Raw genomic sequence first — 19,218 nt, forward strand, 5'->3', positions numbered from 1 at the left:
GTCTCGAAGCGGTCGAGTCGGTCTGCGGTCTACCGTCTCGACCCGTCCGACGTCAGCTGATCCCCATAACCCCGCACGATCGAACGGCCCCCGACTTCCAGGTCCGGGGCCGTTCCCGCGTCCCCGATCATGGACACCGGTGTCCGGCGAACGGGTGAAGGGAAACGAAACGGTGGGCTACTGCCTGGAGATGAGCACCGGTGACATGAGAACGGTGGTGCGGCTGCTCACCGCCGTGGAGCGGACCGAGCGGCAGGAGCGCACGCTCGCCCGGGTCCGTACGGAGTGCGAGCGGACCGACGCCCGCTTCCGGGAGCAGGGCATCGACCTCGACGTCTCCATCAGCCAGGCCCTGGACGAGCTGGTCGACGGCGCTCCGAGCACCGACCTCTGCCCCGCCTACAGCTACGCCTTCTACCAGGCCGTGGCGGCGCACTTCTCCGACCCCACCGACCTCGGCGCCTGGCGCCGCCCGTCCTGGTTCCCTGCCATGGACGCCGAACTGGCCCGGCACGGCGTACCGTCCGACCTGCTCCCCGGCACGTTCCTGTTCCGCGGCCCGCCGCTGCGGCTGCCCCACCCCGGCGACGCGGTGCCCGCGATCGGCACGCTGCCGGCCCCGCGGGCCGCCGCACTCGCCGATGCCTACGCGTGCGTACTCGACCGTCTCGACCCCGAATTCCGTGGCCCGGCCCGCCGGTTCGCCGACGTCATGCGGCTCGAGGCGGAGGTATGGGAGAGCGCGCGAAAGCTCGGGACGAACCCTGACACGCTGCTCTTCTGGTTCCACTGACCTCTGCCGGAACTCTTGACGCCGCCTTTCCCGCCGGGATACTTGCGGTCGACAGCGCGCCAACTGCCGTGTCGAATCAGCACTTTGGGTGGACGGCGGCGCCACTTGTCCGAGATCCCGAACGCCGTGCGAAATTTCACACGTTTCGTGACGGCCACCCCCACAGGAGGATCCGCACATGAGCCCACGCAGGGCACTCGTAGCCGCCCTGACCGCCGCACTGCTGGCCGGTCCCGGCGTCGCCCGGGCCGCCACTCCCCAGGCCCCGCCCGCACCTGCCCGGGAACGCGCCGCGGCCGCCACCATCACCTGGTCCCTCGTCCGCGCGAGCAACCCCACAGCGGACCAGCGCGCGGCCTACGACCTCATCACCAAGGCCATGAACGCGGCGGTGGCCCGCTACAACAACCTCAGCGACCTGGGCAAGACCCTCAGCGTCCGCTACGAGCCGGGCGTCCCCACCGCCGACGGCAACATCAACGGCACCATCCGCTTCGGCAGCAACCGCAGCTACATGAACGAGCGGACGGCCCTGCACGAGATCTCCCACACCATCGGCGTGGGAACCAGCTCGGGCTGGTCCCGCCTCGGCGGCAGCGGCACGTGGACGGGCGGTCAGGCCACCGCGCTGGTCAGGCAGTACGACGGCTCCGGCGCCAAGATCTCCACCGGCGGCGGTCATTTCTGGCCCTACGGCCTGAACTACGACAACGAGTGGTCTGCCACGGCGGCCGACCGCCACGTCCACATCGTCGCCGCGATGGTCCGCGACGGCCTGTAGGCAGCCTCCCAGGGCCGGCCGGCGCGCTCAGCCCAGGTGCGTCGGTGCGAACATCCGCAGCACGGCCGGGAGCAGGACCACCGAAGGCCCGGGCGTCTCCAGCGCCTTCGCGAGGTCCTGCTCCAGGCTCTCCGGGGTCGTCCGCGCCCCGGGGACGCCGAAGGACTCCGCCAGGGCCACGTAGTCGGGCCGGGTCAGTTCCGTCGCGGTCGCCTCACCGAACGCGTCGTTCATGTACTCGCGCAGGATGCCGTAGCCGCCGTCGTCGACGATCAGCCAGGTGACGTTCAGGTCGTACTGACGGGCCGTCGCCAGCTCGGCGATGGAGTACAGCGCCCCGCCGTCGCCGGAGACGGCGAGGACGGGCCGGGTCGGGTCGGCCGCCGCCGCGCCGAGGGCCGCCGGGAAGGCGTAGCCGAGACCGCCCGCGCCCTGCGCCGAGTGCATGTGGTTGGGGCCCTTGGCGTCGAAGGCCGACCAGGCCCAGTACGCGAGGATCGTCATGTCCCAGAAGGACGGGGAGTCGGCCGGGAGCGCCCTGCGGACGGACGCCAGCACGTCCTGCTCCAGGGTGAGTTCCTGGGCGGCGATGCGGTCGGCGACCTTCGCGAGCACGTCCCGGACCCGGTCCGCCGCCGTCGCGTCCTCGCGGGGCGGCACCGTTTCCAGCAGCGCCTGCAACGCCAGCCGGGCGTCGGCGTGGATGCCCAGCGCCGGGTGGTTGGACTCCAGCTTGCCGAGGTCGGCCTCGATCTGGACGACCCGGCCGCGCGGCTTGAACGTGTGGTAGTTCGAGGAGAGTTCACCAAGGCCCGAGCCGACGACCAGGAGGACGTCGGCGTCCTCCAGGAAGTCGGTGGTGTGCCGGTCCTCGATCCACGACTGGAGCGACAGCGGGTGCTTCCAAGGGAACGCGCCCTTGCCGCCGGGGGTCGTGACGACCGGCGCCCGGAGCCGCTCCGCCAGCTGCTTCAGCTTGCCCGAGGCGTCCGCCCGGACCACTCCCCCGCCCGCGATGATCGCCGGACGGGCGGCCTTCGACAGCAGATCGGCGGCCACGGCGGTCAGTTCGGGACGCGGCGGCAGCTCCTCGGGGAAGGCGTCGCCGCCCGTCACCACCGGGATCGCCGTCTCGGCGAGCAGGACGTCCTGCGGGATCTCCACCCACACCGGGCCGTGCGGGGCCGACAGCGCCGACGTCCAGGCCGCCTCGATCGCGGAGGGGATCTGGGACTGGGTGCGGACGGTGTGGACGGACTTCACCACACCCCGGAACGAGGCGGCCTGGTCGGGCAGTTCGTGCAGATAGCCGTGCCGGCCGCCGCCGAGCCCCGCCGTCGGGACCTGGCTGCTGATCGCCAGCACGGGCGCGGAGGCCGCCGCCGCCTCCTGGAGAGCGGCCAGGGAGGTCAGGGCGCCCGGCCCCGTCGACAGCAGCAGCGGCGCGGCCTCACCGGTGATCCGGCCGTAGGCGTCCGCCGCGAACCCGGCGTTGTTCTCCACCCGCAGGCCGATGTAGCGCAGGTCCGAGCGGCGCAGTGCGTCGAACATGCCGAGGGCGTGCTGGCCGGGCAGGCCGAAGACGGTCGTCGCGCCGAGCCCGGCCAGGGTCTCCACGACCAGGTCTCCGCCGTTGCGGCCGGCGGGAGGATTCAGGGCGGCCTCCGTCTGGGCGGGCGTCGGGCGGAGCACCAGGTCGTGGTCGTGTGTCACTTGGTTTCCGAGTCCTTCCGGGCCGCGGCGATCTGGCGGGACATGATCGTGGTCAGTTCGTACGCCGTGTGGGAGGCGGCCACCGACGTGATCTCCGCGTGATCGTACGCGGGGGCCACCTCGACGACGTCCGCGGAGACCAGGTTGCAGGACGCCAGTCCGCGCAGGATCTCCAGCAGTTCGCGCGAGGTCATGCCGCCGGCCTCGGGCGTGCCGGTGCCGGGGGCGTGGGCCGGGTCGAGGCAGTCGATGTCGATGGAGATGTACAGCGGCCGGTCGCCGATGCGCTGGCGGAGCTGGTCGGCGACCTCGTCGGCGCCGCGCCGGTAGACGTCGGCGGAGGTGACGATGCCGAAGCCCATCTTCTCGTCGTCGGTGAGGTCCTGCTTGCCGTAGAGCGGGCCGCGGGTGCCGACGTGGGACAGGGCGGAGGTGTCGAGGATGCCCTCCTCGACCGCGCGGCGGAACGGGGTGCCGTGCGTGTACTCGGCGCCGAAGTAGGTGTCCCAGGTGTCGAGGTGGGCGTCGAAGTGCAGCAGCGCCACCGGGCCGTGCTTCTTCGCCACCGAGCGCAGCAGGGGCAGCGCGATGGTGTGGTCGCCGCCGAGGGTCATCAGGCGGGCGCCGGTGCCGAGCAGGTCGTCCGCGGCGGCCTCGACGGTCTCGACGGCCTCGTTGATGTTGAACGGGTTCACGGCGATGTCACCGCCGTCCGCGACCTGGGCGAGGGCGAACGGCGAGGCGTCCTGCGCCGGGTTGTACGGGCGCAGCAGCCGGGACGCCTCACGGATCGCGTTGCCGCCGAAGCGGGCGCCCGGCCGGTACGAGACACCCGAGTCGAACGGCACGCCCACGACCGCGACATCGGCCCGGCCGACCTCGTCCAGCCGGGGCAGCCGGGCGAAGGTCGCGGGACCGGCGTACCGCGGAACGCGGGAGGAGTCGACGGGCCCGCGCGGAGTCTCGTTGCTGCTCATGAAGTAATGCCTTCTTTCCTACGCTTCATCGCGTATGTACTGCTTGCTCTACGACTTTACTGGGATGCCGGGACTGGTTCGGACGCGAGTTCGGACGATCGCCCGGCGAGCCGCTCGCGCCAGGCGGCGAGGACGGCGGTGTCGGTGGCGGGGGTGGCCAGGGAGACGGCCAGATAGGCGGCGAGCGAGGCGAGCAGACCGTAGTAGACCGGCTCGTTGGCGAGGATGCCGTACGTCGCCATGAGCACGATGACCGCGAGTCCGCCGACCACGACGGAGGCGAGGGCGCCGTGGACCGTGCCCCGCTTCCAGGCCAGCCCGCCGAGGATCGGCACCAGCAGTCCGCCGACGAGGAGGTTGTAGGCGACGGTCAGCGCCTCCACGACGTTGTCGATCGCGATGGCCGTGGCGATGACCGCGAGGCCCATCAGCAGGATGAAGGCACGGTTGCCCTTCACCTCGTCGTGGTCCTCCGCAGGCACCGCCTTGCCGACGCCCCGCAGCCGGGACCAGATGTCGTTGTTGGCGACGGTGGCGCAGGCGATCAGCGCGCCGGAGGACGTCGACATCACGGCGGCGAGGGCGGCGGCCAGCACCAGCCCGCGCACCCCGACGGGCAGTTCGTGCTTCACGATGGTCGCGAAGGCGTCGTCCGGGCCGGCGAGCTTCGGATACAGCACCTTGGCCGCGGTGCCGATGACGGCACCGGCGAGGGCGTAGGCGAGGCAGTAGGTGCCGGCGACGGTCCCGCCCCACTTGGCGGTCCTGTCGCTGCGCGCGGTGAAGACGCGCTGCCAGATGTCCTGCCCGATGAGCATGCCGAAGGTGTAGATCAGCACATAGGTGAAGATCGTCTCGCCGCCGATGCCCAGCGGGTCGAAGTACTCGGTGGGCAGCTGCGCCTTCATCTCGCTGAACCCGCCGGCCTTGACGACGGCGATGGGCAGCAGCAGGAGCAGCACGCCGATGGTCTTCACCACGAACTGCACCATGTCGGTCAGGGTGATCGACCACATGCCGCCGAGGGTGGAGTACGCGACGACGATCGAGCCGCCGAGGACGATCGCGACCGTGCGGTTCATGTCGAACAGGACGTCGAAGATCGTGGCGTACGCGATGGTCGAGGTGACCGCGAGCATCAGCGTGTACGCCCACATGACGACACCGGAGATGATCCCGGCCCGGCCGCCGCCGTAGCGCAGGTCGAGCATCTCGGAGACGGTGTAGACCTTCAGCCGGGCGATGCGGGCGGAGAAGAAGACGGACAGGGCGAGCAGGCCGAGGCCGATGGTGAAGACCATCCAGGCGCCGGACAGGCCGTACTGGTAGCCCAGTCCCACGCCGCCGATGGTGGAGGCGCCGCCGAGGACGATCGCCGCCATGGTGCCGGAGTACAGGGACGGGCCGAGGCGGCGGCCGGCCACGAGGAACTCGCTCTTGGACCGGGCGCGGCGCATGCCCCACCAGCCCATGGCCAGCATGCCGGCCAGGTACACGACGATGACGGTGTAGTCGACGGCCATGGGGCCTCCTTCGATCGGTGTCGCCGGCGGGTGACGAGGACTGACCTTAGGTGGCCGGAAAGCGACTGCGAAGTGTACGTTTCATCCATTCGACCCGGTGCCGGATGGAGGGAACGCACACCATGCCGGACCCGGCGGTCCCGCCCACCCCACCCGTACCGCTGACCGCGCTGCTGGCCCGCGAGGACCTGGCGCTGCGGCAGATCGCGGGGCCCGCCGCAGAGGGCGTGGTCGTCCACTGGGTGCACACCTCGGAGATGGCGGACCCGTATCCGTATCTGCTGGGCGGCGAACTGCTGCTCACGGCGGGCGTGCACATCCCGGAGGCGGTGGGCCCGGGGACCGCCTACTTCGACGACTACGTCTCCCGGATCGTGGCGGCGGGCGGCGCGGCCCTCGGCTTCGGAGTGGCGCCGGTGCACGACACGGTGCCGGAGGCGCTGGCCGCGGCCTGTGCGTCGCACGGTCTGCCGCTGCTGGAGGTGCCGCCCCGGACCACCTTCTCCGGCGTGGCCCGCGCGGTCTGGCAGCTGATGGCCCAGGCCCGCCTGGCCGAACTCCGCCGCGTCACCGAGGCCCAGCAGAGCCTCGCCGCCGCCGCGTCCCGCCCCGACCCGGTCCCGTCGGTGCTCCGGCAGCTCGCGCAGCGACTGGCCGGCTGGACGGTGCTGTACGGGCCGGAGGGGGCGGAGATCGCCTCGGCGGGCCGGAAGCCGGGAGACGAGGTGCGGGGGGCGCTGACGCGGCTGGGGGAGGTGGTACGACCGGACCGTCCCACGCCGCCCGCGAGCACGGCACCACCGACGGACGCACGGCCGGGCGCGACCGGGACACGGCGGACCGAACCCGGCCCCACGGCACAGCCGGACCGTCCCACGCCCCAGGCGAGCGCGGCACCAGGCGTGGGCTCGGTCCGGGCGTGGTCGGCCGGGCCCGGGGCGGTCCGCTCCCGCGTGGCCCCCCGGACGGACGCCGGTCCCGATCCCGCCGGCCCCGATCACTCGGCCACGGCATCCCCCACCGACTCCGGCCGTCCCGCCCCCTCCTCCGCCACCGACTCCATCGGCGGCGTCCACCTCGCCGCCTACAACCTGGGCGCCGGGCACGGATTCGTGCTCGGGGTCGCGACCCCGCAAGGGACCCCCGGCGACCACACCGTCGCCTCCGTCGCCGCCGTGCTGCTGTCGCTGCTCACCGGAGAGCAGCAGAGCGGTACGGGCGCGGCCCGTTCCTCCGCGCTGGTGCGGCTGCTGCTGGGCGCGCCGCCCGAGGAGGTCGCGTCGCTGCTCGGCGAGGGGCCGTGGATCGTCGTGCACGCCCGGCCGGACGGGGACGGCGCCCCCGACCCCGTCGCGGCCTCCGCGCTGGGTGCCGCGCTCGGGTCCGCCCTGGTCGACTCGGCGGGCGATGTCGTACGGGTGCTGGTGCCGGCCGACCGGGCACCGGCCGAGCTGCCCGCCTGGACCCTGGGCCTGAGCGCCGCCGTCGCTCCGCACGACTGGCCGGTCGCCGACACCCAGGCGGCCCGCGCCCTGGCCCGGGCCCGTGCCACCCGGACCCCGCTGGTCCGGCACAGCGCACGCCCCGCCCTCGCCGACCTGGTCCCAGCCGATGAGGCGGCGGCGCACGCCCGCAGGCTCCTGTCCCCCGTCACGGCCCACCCCGCGCTCACCGAGACCCTGCGCACCTGGCTCTCCCTGCACGGCAGCTGGGACCGCACGGCCGTCGCCCTGTCCGTGCACCGCAACACCGTCCGGCAGCGCATCGCCCGCTGCGCGACCCTGCTGGAGACGGACCTCGACGACCCGGACGTACGGATGGAACTCTGGTTCGCGCTGCGGCGGATCTGAGTAGGTGAGCGGTGTCCCGCTGAGTACGTGACGCACATCCCAGCGTTCGATACGCCAGGGACGCCCGTCGGGGGCTGCCTCACAATGGGTGCCATGCCGATAACCGGGACCCCCAGCCGCGCCGAACTCGTCGAACACCTCGTCAGGACGCGCATCGCGGGCGACGTCGCCACCCCCCGCGAGAACAACCTCTCCCACTACCGCAAGCTGGCGAACAGCGACCGCCACTACTGGCTCGGGCTGGAACTCGGCGACCGCTGGAGCGACGAGCAGGACGTCCTCGCGGTGATGGCGGAGCGGGTCGGCGTGAACGACGACCCCGAGTACCGGTACGGCCAGGACACCATCGACCCGGAGCTGACCGTCGACGGTCTGGAGCGGATGGCCGGGCGGCTGCGCAAGGCGGCGGACGGGCAGCAGCGCGTCCTCTTCGCCACCGGCCACCCCGGCGGCCTCCTCGACGTGCACCGCGCGACCGCCTCCGCACTGCGCGCGGCCGGCTGCGAGATCGTCGTCATCCCGGACGGGCTGACGACCGAGGAGGGCTACGTCATGCAGTTCGCGGACGTGGCGGTCCTGGAGCACGGCGCCACCCTGTGGCACACCCACTCGGGCGAACCGATGAAGGCGATCCTGACGGGCCTGGAGCGCGAAGGCCGCCCGCTGCCCGACCTGGTGGTCGCCGACCACGGCTGGGCGGGCTACGCGGGGCAGCACGGCGTGGACTCCGTCGGCTACGCCGACTGCAACGACCCGGCCCTCTTCATCGCCGAGGCCGAGGGCACCGTACAGGTGACGGTGCCCCTCGACGACCACGTCATCAGCCCCCGCCACTACGACCCGATGACGGCGTACCTGCTGTCGGAGGCGGGCCTCAGCTAGCGTCCCGCCCGCGCGGGACGCGGACCACGCCCTCCTGGATCACGGTGATGGCCAGCCGCCCGTCCTGCGTGTAGATCCGGGCCTGCCCCAGTCCCCGGCCGCCGTACGCGGACGGGGACTCCTGGTCGTACAGCAGCCACTCGTCGGCGCGGAACGGCCGGTGGAACCACATCGCGTGGTCGAGCGAGGCCCCCACGACATCCCCGACGGCCCAGCCGCCGCGCCCGTGCGCGAGCAGCACGGAGTCGAGCAGCGTCATGTCGGAGACGTAGGTGGCCAGGACGACGTGCAGCAGCGGTTCGTCGACCGCGCCGCCCAGTTTGCCGTTGGTCCGGAACCACACCTGCGAGTGCGGCTCGCGCGGCTCACCGAACTTCCCGTAGGGCGGCTCGTCGACGTACCGGAGATCCACGGCGGCGCGGGCCTCGAGGAACTTCTCCACCACGACGGGGTCGAGATGGTCGTACCCGCGCAGCCGCTCCGCACCGGTCGGGAGCGTCACGGGATCGGGCGCGGCGGGCATCGGCTCCTGGTGATCCAGCCCGTCCTCGTACGTCTGGAACGACGCCGAGAGATGGAAGATCGGCTTGCCGTGCTGGACGGCGACCACCCGGCGGGTGGTGAAGGAGCGGCCGTCGCGGATCCGGTCGACGGTGTAGACGATGGGCGCACCGGGGTCGCCGGGGCGCAGGAAATACGCGTGCAGGGAGTGCGCGGGCCGGTCCTCGGGGACCGTGCGCCCGGCGGCGACGAGCGCCTGGGCCGCGACCTGCCCGCCGAAGACCCGGGGGACGACGGCGGACCGGGACCGGCCGCGGAAGATGTCCTCCTCGATCTGCTCGAGATCGAGGAGATCGAGGAGGTCCTGAAGTGCCTGGCTCATGAGGTGGTTGTACCGGCCAGTGATCGCGTGCCGGTGTCGGGGGCCTTACAGGCCCATGTCCTTGGCGATGATCGACTTCATGATCTCGCTGGTGCCGCCGTAGATGCGGTTGACGCGGTTGTCCGCGTACAGGCGGGCGATCGGGTACTCGTTCATGTAGCCGTAGCCGCCGTGCAGCTGGAGGCAGCGGTCGATGACGCGGTGCGCGACCTCCGTGCAGAACAGCTTCGCGGAGGCGGCCTCGGCGGGGGTGAGCTCACCGGCGTCCAGGGCCTCGGTCGCGCGGTCGGCGACGGCCTCGGCGGCGTCCACCTCGGCCTGGCAGGCGGCCAGCTCGAACTTGGTGTTCTGGAAGTGCGCGACGGGCTTGCCGAAGACGGTGCGCTCCTGCACGTACTGCTTGGCGAACCGGACGGCGGCCTTGGCCTGGGCGTAGGCGCCGAAGGCGATGCCCCAGCGCTCGGAGGCCAGGTTGTGGCCGAGGTAGTAGAAGCCCTTGTTCTCCTCGCCGAGGAGGTCCTCGACGGGCACCTTGACGTCGACGAACGCCAGCTCGGCGGTGTCGGAGGTCTTCAGGCCGAGCTTGTCGAGCTTGCGGCCGACCGAGTAGCCCTCGGACTTGGTGTCCACGGCGAAGAGGGAGATGCCGTGGCGGCGGTCCTCGGCGGTGGGGGCGGAGGTGCGGGCGCACACGATCACGCGGTCGGCGTGCACGCCGCCGGTGATGAAGGTCTTGGCGCCGTTGAGGACGTAGTGCGTCCCGTCCTCGCTCAGCTTGGCGGTGCTCTTCATGCCCGCGAGGTCGGAACCGGTGCCCGGCTCCGTCATCGCGATGGCCCACATCTCCTCACCGGAGACGAACTTGGGCAGGAACCGCTTCTTCTGCTCGTCGGTGGCGAGCATCTTGATGTACGGCAGGGCGAGCAGCACGTGCACGCCGGAGCCGCCGAACTGGACACCGGCGCGAGCGGTCTCCTCGTACAGCACGGCCTCGAACTTGTGGCTCTCCAGGCCGGCGCCGCCGAACTCCTCGGGGACGTTGATGCCGAAGATGCCGAGCTCGCCGAGCTTGTAGTAGAACTCGCGCGGCGCCTGGCCGGCGGCGAACCACTCGTCGTACACCGGTACGACCTCGGCCTCGATGAAGGCGCGAAGGGTCTCCCGGAACGCCTCGTGATCCTCGTTGAACACCGTACGGCGCACGCCGCCACCTCCACGACTTCATGTCTAAGCGCTTGCTCAGCCAAAGATACCGGCGAGTATCGAGACGCGTCCAGGGTGGGGGCGGGGCAGGCGGCGTAACGCTCGTCACGCCGGGGCCAGAGGGGTGGCCGGGGGGTGCACCGCCGCCGCGAACGCCCCCCGGGCCATCCGGTGCAGCAACTCCGCCGTAGCCCCCCGCCCCGGCAAAGACCCGGACCTCCCCAGATGCGGCGTCGAGTTCAGCAACCCGAACACCGAGTGCACGGCGGACCGAGCCGCGGGCTCCCCGAGCCCCGGGTACACCTCCCGGACCACCCCCACCCACAGCTCCACGTACTGCCGCTGCAACTGCCGCACCATCTTCCGGTCACTGTCCCGGAGGCGATCCAGCTCCCGGTCGTGCAGGGTGATCAGAGGCCGGTCATCGAGCGCGAAGTCGATATGCCCCTCGATCAGCGAGTCGAGCACCTGCTCCGCCCCACCCCCGTCCGCTTCCGCCAGCCTCCGCTTCGCCCCCGTCAGCAACTGCCCGCTGATCCCCACCAGCAGCTCCGCGAGCATCGCGTCCTTACCCGCGAAGTGCCGGTACAGCCCGGGCCCGCTGATCCCGACCGCGGCACCTATCTCGTCGACTCCGACCCCATGGAAGCCCCGCTCGGCGAACAGCCGCGCGGCCTCCTTGAGGATCTGCTCACGGCGGGTGGGGGCATCGGTTCTGGTGGCCATGAAAACAATTCTAGACAGGGAGGTTAGCGGTCGTTAACCTGAAGGAAATGCGTTAACGCTCATTAACAAGGTGAGGGGACCGCAGGATGCACGAGGCACCGGAGCTCACGAGCGCGGCAGACCCCGCGTCGGAGGCCTTTCGGGCCAACGAGGAGGCGCACCACGCCCTCGTCGAGGAGCTGCGCACCAAGCTCGCCGCGGCCGCACAGGGCGGCGGCGAGAAGGCCCGCGCCCGTCACACGGCGCGCGGCAAGCTGCTCCCCCGCGACCGCGTGGACACCCTCCTCGACCCGGGCTCGCCGTTCCTGGAGCTGGCCCCGCTCGCGGCCGACGGGATGTACGAGGGCCAGGCCCCGGCCGCCGGGGTCATCGCCGGAATCGGCCGGGTCAGCGGCCGCGAGACCGTGGTCATCGCCAACGACGCCACGGTCAAGGGCGGCACGTATTACCCGATGACGGTGAAGAAGCACCTCCGCGCCCAGGAGGTCGCCCTCGACAACCGCCTCCCCTGCGTCTACCTGGTGGACTCCGGCGGCGCCTTCCTCCCCATGCAGGACGAGGTCTTCCCGGACCGCGACCACTTCGGCCGCATCTTCTACAACCAGGCCCGCATGTCCGGCGCCGGCATCCCCCAGATCGCCGCCGTCCTCGGCTCCTGCACGGCCGGCGGCGCGTACGTCCCGGCGATGAGCGACGAGGCGGTGATCGTCCGCAACCAGGGCACGATCTTCCTGGGCGGCCCACCCCTGGTGAAGGCGGCCACGGGCGAGGTGGTCACGGCGGAGGAGCTCGGCGGAGGCGAGGTCCACTCCCGTGTCTCGGGCGTCACCGACCACCTCGCGGAGAACGACGCGCACGCGCTGCGCATCGTCCGCACGATCGTCTCCACCCTCCCCGCGCGCGGGACGCTCCCCTGGGAGGTCGCGGAGGCGACGGAACCCAAGGTCGACCCGCACAGCCTGTACGGCGCGGTCCCGGTGGACTCCCGCACGCCGTACGACGTGCGGGAGATCATCGCCCGGGTCGTCGACGGCTCCCGGTTCGCCGAGTTCAAGTCCGAGTTCGGCCAGACCCTGGTCACGGGCTTCGCCCGGATCCACGGCCACCCGGTGGGCATCGTCGCCAACAACGGCATCCTGTTCTCCGAGTCCGCCCAGAAGGGCGCCCACTTCATCGAGCTGTGCGACCAGCGCGGCATCCCGCTGGTGTTCCTGCAGAACATCTCGGGCTTCATGGTCGGCAAGGACTACGAGGCGGGCGGCATCGCCAAGCACGGCGCCAAGATGGTCACGGCGGTGGCCTGCACGCGTGTACCGAAGCTCACGGTCGTGGTCGGCGGCTCGTACGGCGCGGGCAACTACTCCATGTGCGGCAGGGCGTACTCCCCCCGCTTCCTGTGGATGTGGCCGAACGCCAAGATCTCGGTCATGGGCGGCGAGCAGGCCGCCTCGGTCCTCGCGACGGTCAAGCGGGACCAGCTGGAGGCCCGCGGCGAGTCCTGGCCGGCGGAGGACGAGGACGCCTTCAAGGCCCCGATCCGCGCCCAGTACGAGCGTCAGGGCAGCGCCTACTACGCGTCGGCCCGGCTCTGGGACGACGGTGTGATCGACCCGCTGGACACCCGCCAGGTCCTGGGCCTGGCCCTGACCGCGTGCGCCAACGCGCCCCTGGGTGACCCCCAGTTCGGCGTCTTCCGGATGTGAGGGGACGGACGACGATGTTCGAGACAGTGCTGGTGGCCAACCGGGGCGAGATCGCCGTACGGGTGATCCGTACGCTGCGGTCGATGGGCGTGCGCTCGGTGGCCGTCTTCTCCGACGCGGACGCCGACGCCCGGCATGTCCGCGAGGCGGACACGGCGGTGCGGATCGGCCCGGCCCCGGCGTCGATGAGCTACCTGTCGGTGGAGCGCCTGCTGGAGGCCGCGGCCCGTACGGGCGCGCAGGCCGTCCATCCCGGCTACGGCTTCCTCGCGGAGAACGCCGCTTTCGCGCGCGCGTGCGCCGAGGCCGGTCTGGTCTTCATCGGCCCTCCGGCGGACGCGATCGCGCTGATGGGCGACAAGATCCGCGCCAAGGAGACGGTCCGCGATGCCGGCGTGCCGGTCGTTCCCGGCGGCCGGGACCCGGACCTGGCCGAGGCGGCCCGCGAGCTGGGCGCACCCGTGCTCCTGAAGCCCAGCGCGGGCGGCGGCGGCAAGGGCATGCGCCTGGTGCGGGACCTGACCCGGCTGGAGGACGAGATCGCCTCGGCCCGCCGCGAGGCCCGCGCCTCCTTCGGCGACGACACGCTCCTCGTGGAGCGCTGGATCGACCGCCCCCGCCACATCGAGATCCAGGTCCTGGCCGACGGCCAGGGGAACGTGGTCCACCTGGGCGAGCGCGAGTGCTCCCTCCAGCGCCGCCACCAGAAGATCATCGAGGAGGCGCCGAGCGTGCTCCTCGACGAGGAGACGCGCTCCGCGATGGGCGAGGCAGCGGTCCAGGCGGCCCGCTCCTGCGGCTACCGGGGCGCGGGCACGGTGGAGTTCATCGTCCCCGGCGTCGACCCGTCGTCGTACTACTTCATGGAGATGAACACCCGCCTCCAGGTGGAGCACCCGGTCACGGAGCTGATCACGGGCCTGGACCTGGTCGAGTGGCAGCTGCGGGTCGCGGCGGGCGAGCCGCTCGGCTTCACCCAGCAGGACGTACGGCTGACCGGTCACGCGGTGGAGGCCCGCATCTGCGCCGAGGACCCGGCCCGCGGCTTCCTCCCCTCCGGCGGCACGGTCCTGAGGCTGCGTGAGCCGCAGGGCGACGGCGTCCGCACCGACTCGGGCCTCACCGAGGGCACGGAGGTCGGCAGCCTTTACGACCCGATGCTCTCCAAGGTCATCGCGTACGGCCCCGACCGCGCGACCGCCCTGCGCAAGCTCCGCGCGGCCCTGGCCGAGACGGTCACGCTCGGCGTGCAGACGAACGCCGGCTTCCTGCGCCGCCTGCTCGCCCACCCGGCCGTGGTCTCCGGCGACATGGACACGGGCCTGGTCGAGCGTGAGGTGGAGGGCCTGATCCCCACGGACGTACCGGATGAGGTGTACGAGGCGGCGGCGGCCGTACGCCTGGAAGCCCTGGAGCCGGAGCCGGGCGGCTGGACGGACCCCTTCTCGGTGCCGAGCGGCTGGCGCCTGGGCGGCGCCCGCAAGCCGCCGGCCTTCCACCTCCGGCTGCAGGACCCGCTGGAGTACACCCCGCGCGGCACGGCCACGGTCACCGACGACCGGGTCGCGGTGACCCTGGACGGCGTCCGCCACACCTTCCACCGCGCCGCGGACTGGCTCGGCCGCGACGGCGACGCCTGGCACGTCCGCGACCACGACCCGGTGGCCGCGTCCCTGACCCGGTCGGCGCACGCGGGCGCCGATTCCCTCACCGCGCCCATGCCCGGCACGGTGACGGTGGTGAAGGTCGCCGTCGGCGACGAGGTGAGCGCGGGCCAGAGCCTGCTGGTGGTGGAGGCGATGAAGATGGAGCACGTCATCTCCGCGCCGCACGCCGGCAAGGTCACCGAGCTGGACGTGGCACCCGGCACCACGGTCGCCATGGACCAGGTCCTGGCGGTCATCGCACCCCACGAGGAGGTGGCGGAATGACAGTCCCAGGGCTCCCGATGGCCGTCCCGAGCAGGGATCTGCCCACCCGCGTCCGCATCCACGAGGTCGGCGCCCGCGACGGCCTGCAGAACGAAAAGGGGACGGTCCCCACGGAGGTCAAGGCGGAGTTCATCCGCCGCCTGGCCGACGCGGGCCTGACGACGATCGAGGCGACGAGCTTCGTCCACCCGAAGTGGGTCCCCCAACTGGCGGACGCGGAGCAACTGTTCCCGATGGTCGCCGACCTGCCGGTCGCGCTCCCGGTCCTGGTTCCGAACGACCGCGGCCTGGACCGCGCCCTGGCGCTGGGAGCCGGCCGGGTGGCGGTCTTCGCCAGCGCCACGGAATCCTTCGCCAAGGCCAACCTCAACCGCACGGTGGACGAGGCACTGGCGATGTTCGAGCCGGTGGTGAGCCGCGCGAAGTCCGAGGATGTCCACGTCCGGGGCTACCTCTCCATGTGCTTCGGCGACCCGTGGGAGGGCGCGGTCCCGATCCCCCAGGTGGTGACGGTCTGCCGGGCCCTGCTGGACATGGGCTGCGACGAGCTGAGCCTGGGCGACACGATCGGCGTGGCGACCCCGGGCCATGTGGTCGCGCTCCTCGCGGCGCTGGACGAGGCGGGCGTCCCGCCCACCGCCCTCGGCGTCCACTTCCACGACACCTACGGCCAGGCCCTCGCCAACACCCTCGCGGCGCTCCAGCAGGGCGTCACCACGGTCGACGCGTCGGCGGGCGGCCTGGGCGGCTGCCCGTACGCGAAGTCGGCGACGGGCAACCTGGCCACCGAAGACCTCGTGTGGATGCTGCGGGGCCTCGGCATCGACACCGGAATCGACCTCGGCCGCCTCGTCGCCACGAGCACGTGGATGGCCACCCATCTGGGCCGACCCAGCCCGTCCCGCACCGTCCGAGCCCTGTCCCACGAGGACACCGAGGAGCACTGATCACCATGGACTACCGTCTCTCCCCCGAACTGGAGGAACTCCGCCGCACGGTCGAGGAGTTCGCACACGAGGTGGTGGCGCCGAAGATCGGCGACTTCTACGAGCGGCACGAGTTCCCGTACGAGATCGTCCGGGAGATGGGCCGCATGGGCCTGTTCGGCCTGCCGTTCCCGGAGCAGTACGGCGGCATGGGCGGCGACTACCTGGCCCTCGGCGTCGCTCTGGAGGAGCTGGCACGGGTCGACTCCTCGGTGGCGATCACCCTGGAGGCCGGTGTCTCACTCGGCGCGATGCCGATCCATCTCTACGGCACCGAGGCCCAGAAGCGGGAGTGGCTCCCCCGCCTCTGCGCGGGCGAAGTCCTCGGCGCGTTCGGCCTGACGGAGCCGGACGGCGGCAGCGACGCGGGCGCGACCCGTACGACGGCGCGTCTGGACGAGTCGACGAACGAATGGGTCATCAACGGCACGAAGTGCTTCATCACCAACTCGGGCACGGACATCACGGGCCTGGTGACGGTCACGGCGGTCACGGGCCGCACCCCGGAGGGCAAGCCGCGGATCTCCTCGATCATCGTCCCGTCCGGCACCCCGGGCTTCACGGTCGCGGCCCCGTACTCCAAGGTCGGCTGGAACGCCTCGGACACCCGCGAGCTGTCCTTCACGGACGTCCGGGTCCCGGCGGAGAACCTCCTGGGCGAGGAGGGCCGTGGCTACGCCCAGTTCCTCCGCATCCTCGACGAGGGCCGCATCGCCATCGCGGCCCTGGCGACGGGCCTGGCGCAGGGCTGCGTCGACGAGTCCGTCAAGTACGCCAAGGAACGCCACGCCTTCGGCAAGCCGATCGCCGCGCACCAGGCCATCCAGTTCAAGATCGCGGACATGGAGATGAAGGCCCACACGTCCCGCCTCGCCTGGCGCGACGCGGCGGCCCGCTTGGTGACCGGCGCCCCCTTCAAGAAGGAAGCGGCCCTGGCGAAGCTCCACTCGTCGACGGTGGCGGTGGACAACGCCCGCGAGGCCACCCAGATCCACGGCGGCTACGGCTTCATGAACGAATACCCGGTCGCCCGCATGTGGCGGGACTCCAAGATCCTGGAAATCGGCGAGGGCACGAGCGAGGTCCAACGCATGCTGATCGCGCGCGAGTTGGGGCTGGTGGGCTGAGGCGACGGACCGGGGCCGAGAACCACCGGCCGAACGGGCGCAGTGACTCGGATCACTGCGCCCGTTCGCATCCCCACTCCCACCCCCGGGCACACACCCCAGGGCTCCCGTGGACATGACCTGAGGTTAGGCTAACCTAAGCCTCGTTCCAGCCAAGCGGCTTTCAGCCGTGCCCGCAGTGGCTCCGTACGTACGAAAGCAGACCCAGTCATGTCGAACGCCAGAACCGCCCGTTTCTCCCGCCGCGGCCTGCTCGCCGCCGGTGGTGCTCTCGGGCTCGGCGCCCTCGTGACCGCGTGTGGCAGTGAAGACTCCAAGGACGGCGGCTCGGACGCGAAGGGTGCCGCCAAGTCCGGCCCGTGGTCCTTCAAGGACGACCGCGGCAAGACCGTGAGCCTGGACCAGGTCCCCACGAGGATCGTCGCGTTCACCGGTGTCGCCGCCGCCCTGTACGACTACGGCATCGAGGTCAAGGGCGTCTTCGGCCCGACCAAGACCAAGGACGGCAAGGCCGATGTCCAGGCCGGCGACATGGACGTCAGCAAGCTGACCGTCTTCGGCAACAGGTTCGACCAGTTCAACGTCGAGCAGTACGCGGCCTTCCAGCCCGAGGTACTCATCACCACGACCTTCGACTCCGCCGGCAGCCTCTGGTACGTCCCGGAGGCGTCCAAGGACAAGATCGCCAAGCTCGCCCCGAGCGTGGCCGTCTCGGTCTTCGACCGTCAGATGCCCAAGCCCCTGCAGCGCATGGCCGAGCTCGCCGAGTCGCTCGGCGCCGACCTGAAGGCCGCGAAGGTCGTCGAGGCGAAGAAGCGCTTCGAGGCCGCCTCCGAGCGGCTGCGCAAGGCCGCCAAGTCCCGCCCCGAGATCAAGGTGCTGGCCGGTTCCGCGTCGGACGCCATCTTCTACGTCTCCGGCTCCGACTTCTCCATCGACCTGGAGTACTTCAAGGCCCTCGGCGTGAACCTCGTCGAGCCCCCCGCGAAGGCCAAGGAGGCCAACGGCGGCTGGTTCGAGAACCTCAGCTGGGAGAACGTCGACAAGTACCCGGCGGACATCATCATGATGGACGACCGCGCCTCGACCATCCAGCCGGCCGACATCACCGAGGCGACCTGGAAGAAGCTGCCCGCGGTCAAGGCCGGTCAGGTCATCGCGCGTTCGCCCGAGCCGATCCTGTCGTACGACAAGTGCACGCCTCTGGTGGAGAACCTCGCGAAGGCCATCGAGTCGGCCAAGAAGGTCGCCTGACCCCCTGCCCCGTCCTGACGTCCAGGAGCCGCACGTGATCACCGCCGTAGCCGCCCCGTTCCGTTTCTTCTCCCTTCAGGTCGTGCGGACGAGGCGGCTCGGGCCGTCTCTGGTGCGGGTCACCTTCGGGGGGCCCGATCTGCACGCCTTTCACTCCGACGGGCAGGACCAGTCCTTGTCACTGTTCCTGCCGCACCCGGGGCAGAGCGAGCCGGTCGTGCCGCTCGAACTCGGGGACGGCTGGTGGCAGGGCTGGCGTGAACTCCCGGACGACGTACGGGCCGTGATGCGGTCGTACACCCTGCGCGGCCTGCGCAGGGACCCGGACGAGATCGACATCGACTTCGCCCTGCACGGCATCGAGCCGGGCGCCTGTGTCCAGGCCGGCCCGGCCTCGCGGTGGGCCGCCCGGGCCGCCGCCGGGGACCGGGTCCTGCTGCTCGGCCCGGCCGTCGCCGACAACCGGGCGATCCGCTTCCGTCCCCCGCAGGACACCGACCTCGTGGTCGTCTGGGGCGACGAGACCGCCGTACCGGCCGCCTCCGCCATCGTCGAGGCGCTGCCCGCCGGCACCCGTGCCCGGGTCTGGCTGGAGGTCCCGCACGCCGGCGACATCCAGGACCTGGTGACCGAGGCCGACGTGGAGATCACCTGGCTCGTCAAGGAGGAGCTGAGCACCGAGGGGTCGGCCCTCGATGCCGTCCGCGAGGCCCGGCTGCCGTCCGCCGAGCGGCCGTACGTCTGGATCGCCGGTGAGTCCGGGTGCGTGAAGGAGCTGCGCCGGCACTTCGTGCGCGAGCGCGGGATCGACCGCCGCAGGGTGACGTTCGTCGGCTACTGGCGGCGCGGCGTGAGCGAGGAGCAGCTGCGGGCCGAGGGATAGGGG

16 protein-coding genes are annotated in these 19,218 nt (G+C 71.7%); 10 read left to right on the forward strand and 6 right to left on the reverse strand.

Annotation, left to right across the window (positions count from 1 at the left end):
• The first annotated feature begins 190 nt into the window (after positions 1 to 190).
• Together ACIRDU_RS05650 and ACIRDU_RS05655 are read left to right on the forward strand one after the other, a co-directional pair.
• Positions 191 to 793 (forward strand): hypothetical protein, encoded by a 603-nt coding sequence (locus ACIRDU_RS05650; RefSeq protein WP_403574835.1) that lies wholly within the window; start codon positions 191 to 193, stop codon positions 791 to 793.
• Positions 794 to 971: 178 nt separating this feature from the next.
• The gene (locus ACIRDU_RS05655; protein ID WP_403574838.1) at positions 972 to 1,574 is read left to right on the forward strand and encodes a hypothetical protein; all 603 of its coding nucleotides are present in this window, start codon (positions 972 to 974) and stop codon (positions 1,572 to 1,574) included.
• 27 nt (positions 1,575 to 1,601) lie between these two features.
• Here the strand turns inward: ACIRDU_RS05655 and ACIRDU_RS05660 are convergent, their stop codons facing one another.
• From ACIRDU_RS05660 to ACIRDU_RS05670, 3 genes are read right to left on the reverse strand one after another with little or no spacing between them, the layout of a single operon-like run.
• Positions 1,602 to 3,287 carry a thiamine pyrophosphate-binding protein gene (locus ACIRDU_RS05660; RefSeq protein ID WP_403574841.1) on the reverse strand — a complete coding sequence of 562 codons (1,686 nt, stop codon included), beginning with the start codon at positions 3,285 to 3,287 and terminating at the stop codon, positions 1,602 to 1,604.
• Positions 3,284 to 4,264, reverse strand: a complete 981-nt coding sequence (speB, locus tag ACIRDU_RS05665) for an agmatinase (RefSeq protein ID WP_362038228.1) — start codon at positions 4,262 to 4,264, stop codon at positions 3,284 to 3,286. The genes ACIRDU_RS05660 and speB overlap by 4 nt, the downstream gene beginning before the upstream one ends.
• Before the next feature lie 56 nt (positions 4,265 to 4,320).
• Entirely contained in the window at positions 4,321 to 5,787 is a 1,467-nt protein-coding gene (locus ACIRDU_RS05670) for a sodium:solute symporter (RefSeq protein WP_403574844.1), read from the reverse strand.
• 122 nt (positions 5,788 to 5,909) lie between these two features.
• Here ACIRDU_RS05670 and ACIRDU_RS05675 point away from each other — a divergent pair, with 122 nt between their 5' ends.
• Together ACIRDU_RS05675 and ACIRDU_RS05680 are read left to right on the forward strand one after the other, a co-directional pair.
• Positions 5,910 to 7,637: a PucR family transcriptional regulator ligand-binding domain-containing protein gene (locus tag ACIRDU_RS05675; RefSeq protein WP_403574847.1), complete on the forward strand. Its 1,728-nt coding sequence runs from the start codon at positions 5,910 to 5,912 to the stop codon at positions 7,635 to 7,637.
• 93 nt (positions 7,638 to 7,730) lie between these two features.
• Positions 7,731 to 8,519: a phosphatase gene (locus tag ACIRDU_RS05680; RefSeq protein ID WP_403574849.1), complete on the forward strand. Its 789-nt coding sequence runs from the start codon at positions 7,731 to 7,733 to the stop codon at positions 8,517 to 8,519.
• Here the strand turns inward: ACIRDU_RS05680 and ACIRDU_RS05685 are convergent.
• The 3 genes from ACIRDU_RS05685 to ACIRDU_RS05695 form a co-directional block, all read right to left on the reverse strand.
• Complete coding sequence (locus ACIRDU_RS05685; RefSeq protein ID WP_403574852.1) at positions 8,512 to 9,402, reverse strand: acyl-CoA thioesterase; 891 nt, start codon at positions 9,400 to 9,402, stop codon at positions 8,512 to 8,514. The genes ACIRDU_RS05680 and ACIRDU_RS05685 overlap by 8 nt on opposite strands.
• Positions 9,403 to 9,447: 45 nt before the next feature.
• The gene (locus ACIRDU_RS05690; RefSeq protein WP_403574855.1) at positions 9,448 to 10,605 is read right to left on the reverse strand and encodes an acyl-CoA dehydrogenase family protein; all 1,158 of its coding nucleotides are present in this window, start codon (positions 10,603 to 10,605) and stop codon (positions 9,448 to 9,450) included.
• Positions 10,606 to 10,710: 105 nt separating this feature from the next.
• On the reverse strand, positions 10,711 to 11,331 hold the full coding sequence (locus tag ACIRDU_RS05695) for a TetR/AcrR family transcriptional regulator (protein WP_403574858.1): 621 nt from the start codon (positions 11,329 to 11,331) through the stop codon (positions 10,711 to 10,713).
• An 86-nt stretch (positions 11,332 to 11,417) separates the two neighbouring features.
• Here ACIRDU_RS05695 and ACIRDU_RS05700 point away from each other — a divergent pair, with 86 nt between their 5' ends.
• The 6 genes from ACIRDU_RS05700 to ACIRDU_RS05725 all read left to right on the forward strand — a co-directional run bounded on the left by ACIRDU_RS05700 (position 11,418) and on the right by ACIRDU_RS05725 (position 19,215).
• Entirely contained in the window at positions 11,418 to 13,034 is a 1,617-nt protein-coding gene (locus ACIRDU_RS05700; protein WP_403574861.1) for a carboxyl transferase domain-containing protein, read from the forward strand.
• A 14-nt stretch (positions 13,035 to 13,048) separates the two neighbouring features.
• Positions 13,049 to 14,965: an acetyl/propionyl/methylcrotonyl-CoA carboxylase subunit alpha gene (locus ACIRDU_RS05705; RefSeq protein WP_403574864.1), complete on the forward strand. Its 1,917-nt coding sequence runs from the start codon at positions 13,049 to 13,051 to the stop codon at positions 14,963 to 14,965.
• Positions 14,962 to 15,912, forward strand: a complete 951-nt coding sequence (locus ACIRDU_RS05710) for a hydroxymethylglutaryl-CoA lyase (protein ID WP_403574867.1) — start codon at positions 14,962 to 14,964, stop codon at positions 15,910 to 15,912. Before ACIRDU_RS05705 ends, ACIRDU_RS05710 begins: the two co-directional genes overlap by 4 nt.
• Positions 15,913 to 15,917: 5 nt before the next feature.
• Complete coding sequence (locus tag ACIRDU_RS05715; RefSeq protein WP_403574870.1) at positions 15,918 to 17,078, forward strand: acyl-CoA dehydrogenase family protein; 1,161 nt, start codon at positions 15,918 to 15,920, stop codon at positions 17,076 to 17,078.
• A 210-nt stretch (positions 17,079 to 17,288) separates the two neighbouring features.
• The gene (locus ACIRDU_RS05720; RefSeq protein WP_403574873.1) at positions 17,289 to 18,332 is read left to right on the forward strand and encodes an ABC transporter substrate-binding protein; all 1,044 of its coding nucleotides are present in this window, start codon (positions 17,289 to 17,291) and stop codon (positions 18,330 to 18,332) included.
• Positions 18,333 to 18,366: 34 nt separating this feature from the next.
• Entirely contained in the window at positions 18,367 to 19,215 is an 849-nt protein-coding gene (locus ACIRDU_RS05725; RefSeq protein ID WP_403574876.1) for a siderophore-interacting protein, read from the forward strand.
• Positions 19,216 to 19,218: the final 3 nt, after the last annotated feature.

The organism is Streptomyces sp. NPDC093598, assembly GCF_044764825.1.
In the GTDB taxonomy this organism is placed as follows: domain Bacteria; phylum Actinomycetota; class Actinomycetes; order Streptomycetales; family Streptomycetaceae; genus Streptomyces.

Coding starts and splice junctions, on each gene's coding strand:
- ACIRDU_RS05700 (WP_403574861.1), top strand. CDS start 11,418: ATGCACGAGGCACCGGAGCTCACGAGCGCGGCAGACCCCGCGTCGGAG.
- ACIRDU_RS05670 (WP_403574844.1), bottom strand. CDS start 5,787: ATGGCCGTCGACTACACCGTCATCGTCGTGTACCTGGCCGGCATGCTG.
- ACIRDU_RS05655 (WP_403574838.1), top strand. CDS start 972: ATGAGCCCACGCAGGGCACTCGTAGCCGCCCTGACCGCCGCACTGCTG.
- ACIRDU_RS05675 (WP_403574847.1), top strand. CDS start 5,910: ATGCCGGACCCGGCGGTCCCGCCCACCCCACCCGTACCGCTGACCGCG.
- ACIRDU_RS05715 (WP_403574870.1), top strand. CDS start 15,918: ATGGACTACCGTCTCTCCCCCGAACTGGAGGAACTCCGCCGCACGGTC.
- ACIRDU_RS05705 (WP_403574864.1), top strand. CDS start 13,049: ATGTTCGAGACAGTGCTGGTGGCCAACCGGGGCGAGATCGCCGTACGG.
- speB (WP_362038228.1), bottom strand. CDS start 4,264: ATGAGCAGCAACGAGACTCCGCGCGGGCCCGTCGACTCCTCCCGCGTT.
- ACIRDU_RS05650 (WP_403574835.1), top strand. CDS start 191: ATGAGCACCGGTGACATGAGAACGGTGGTGCGGCTGCTCACCGCCGTG.
- ACIRDU_RS05710 (WP_403574867.1), top strand. CDS start 14,962: ATGACAGTCCCAGGGCTCCCGATGGCCGTCCCGAGCAGGGATCTGCCC.
- ACIRDU_RS05685 (WP_403574852.1), bottom strand. CDS start 9,402: ATGAGCCAGGCACTTCAGGACCTCCTCGATCTCCTCGATCTCGAGCAG.
- ACIRDU_RS05680 (WP_403574849.1), top strand. CDS start 7,731: ATGCCGATAACCGGGACCCCCAGCCGCGCCGAACTCGTCGAACACCTC.
- ACIRDU_RS05695 (WP_403574858.1), bottom strand. CDS start 11,331: ATGGCCACCAGAACCGATGCCCCCACCCGCCGTGAGCAGATCCTCAAG.
- ACIRDU_RS05720 (WP_403574873.1), top strand. CDS start 17,289: ATGTCGAACGCCAGAACCGCCCGTTTCTCCCGCCGCGGCCTGCTCGCC.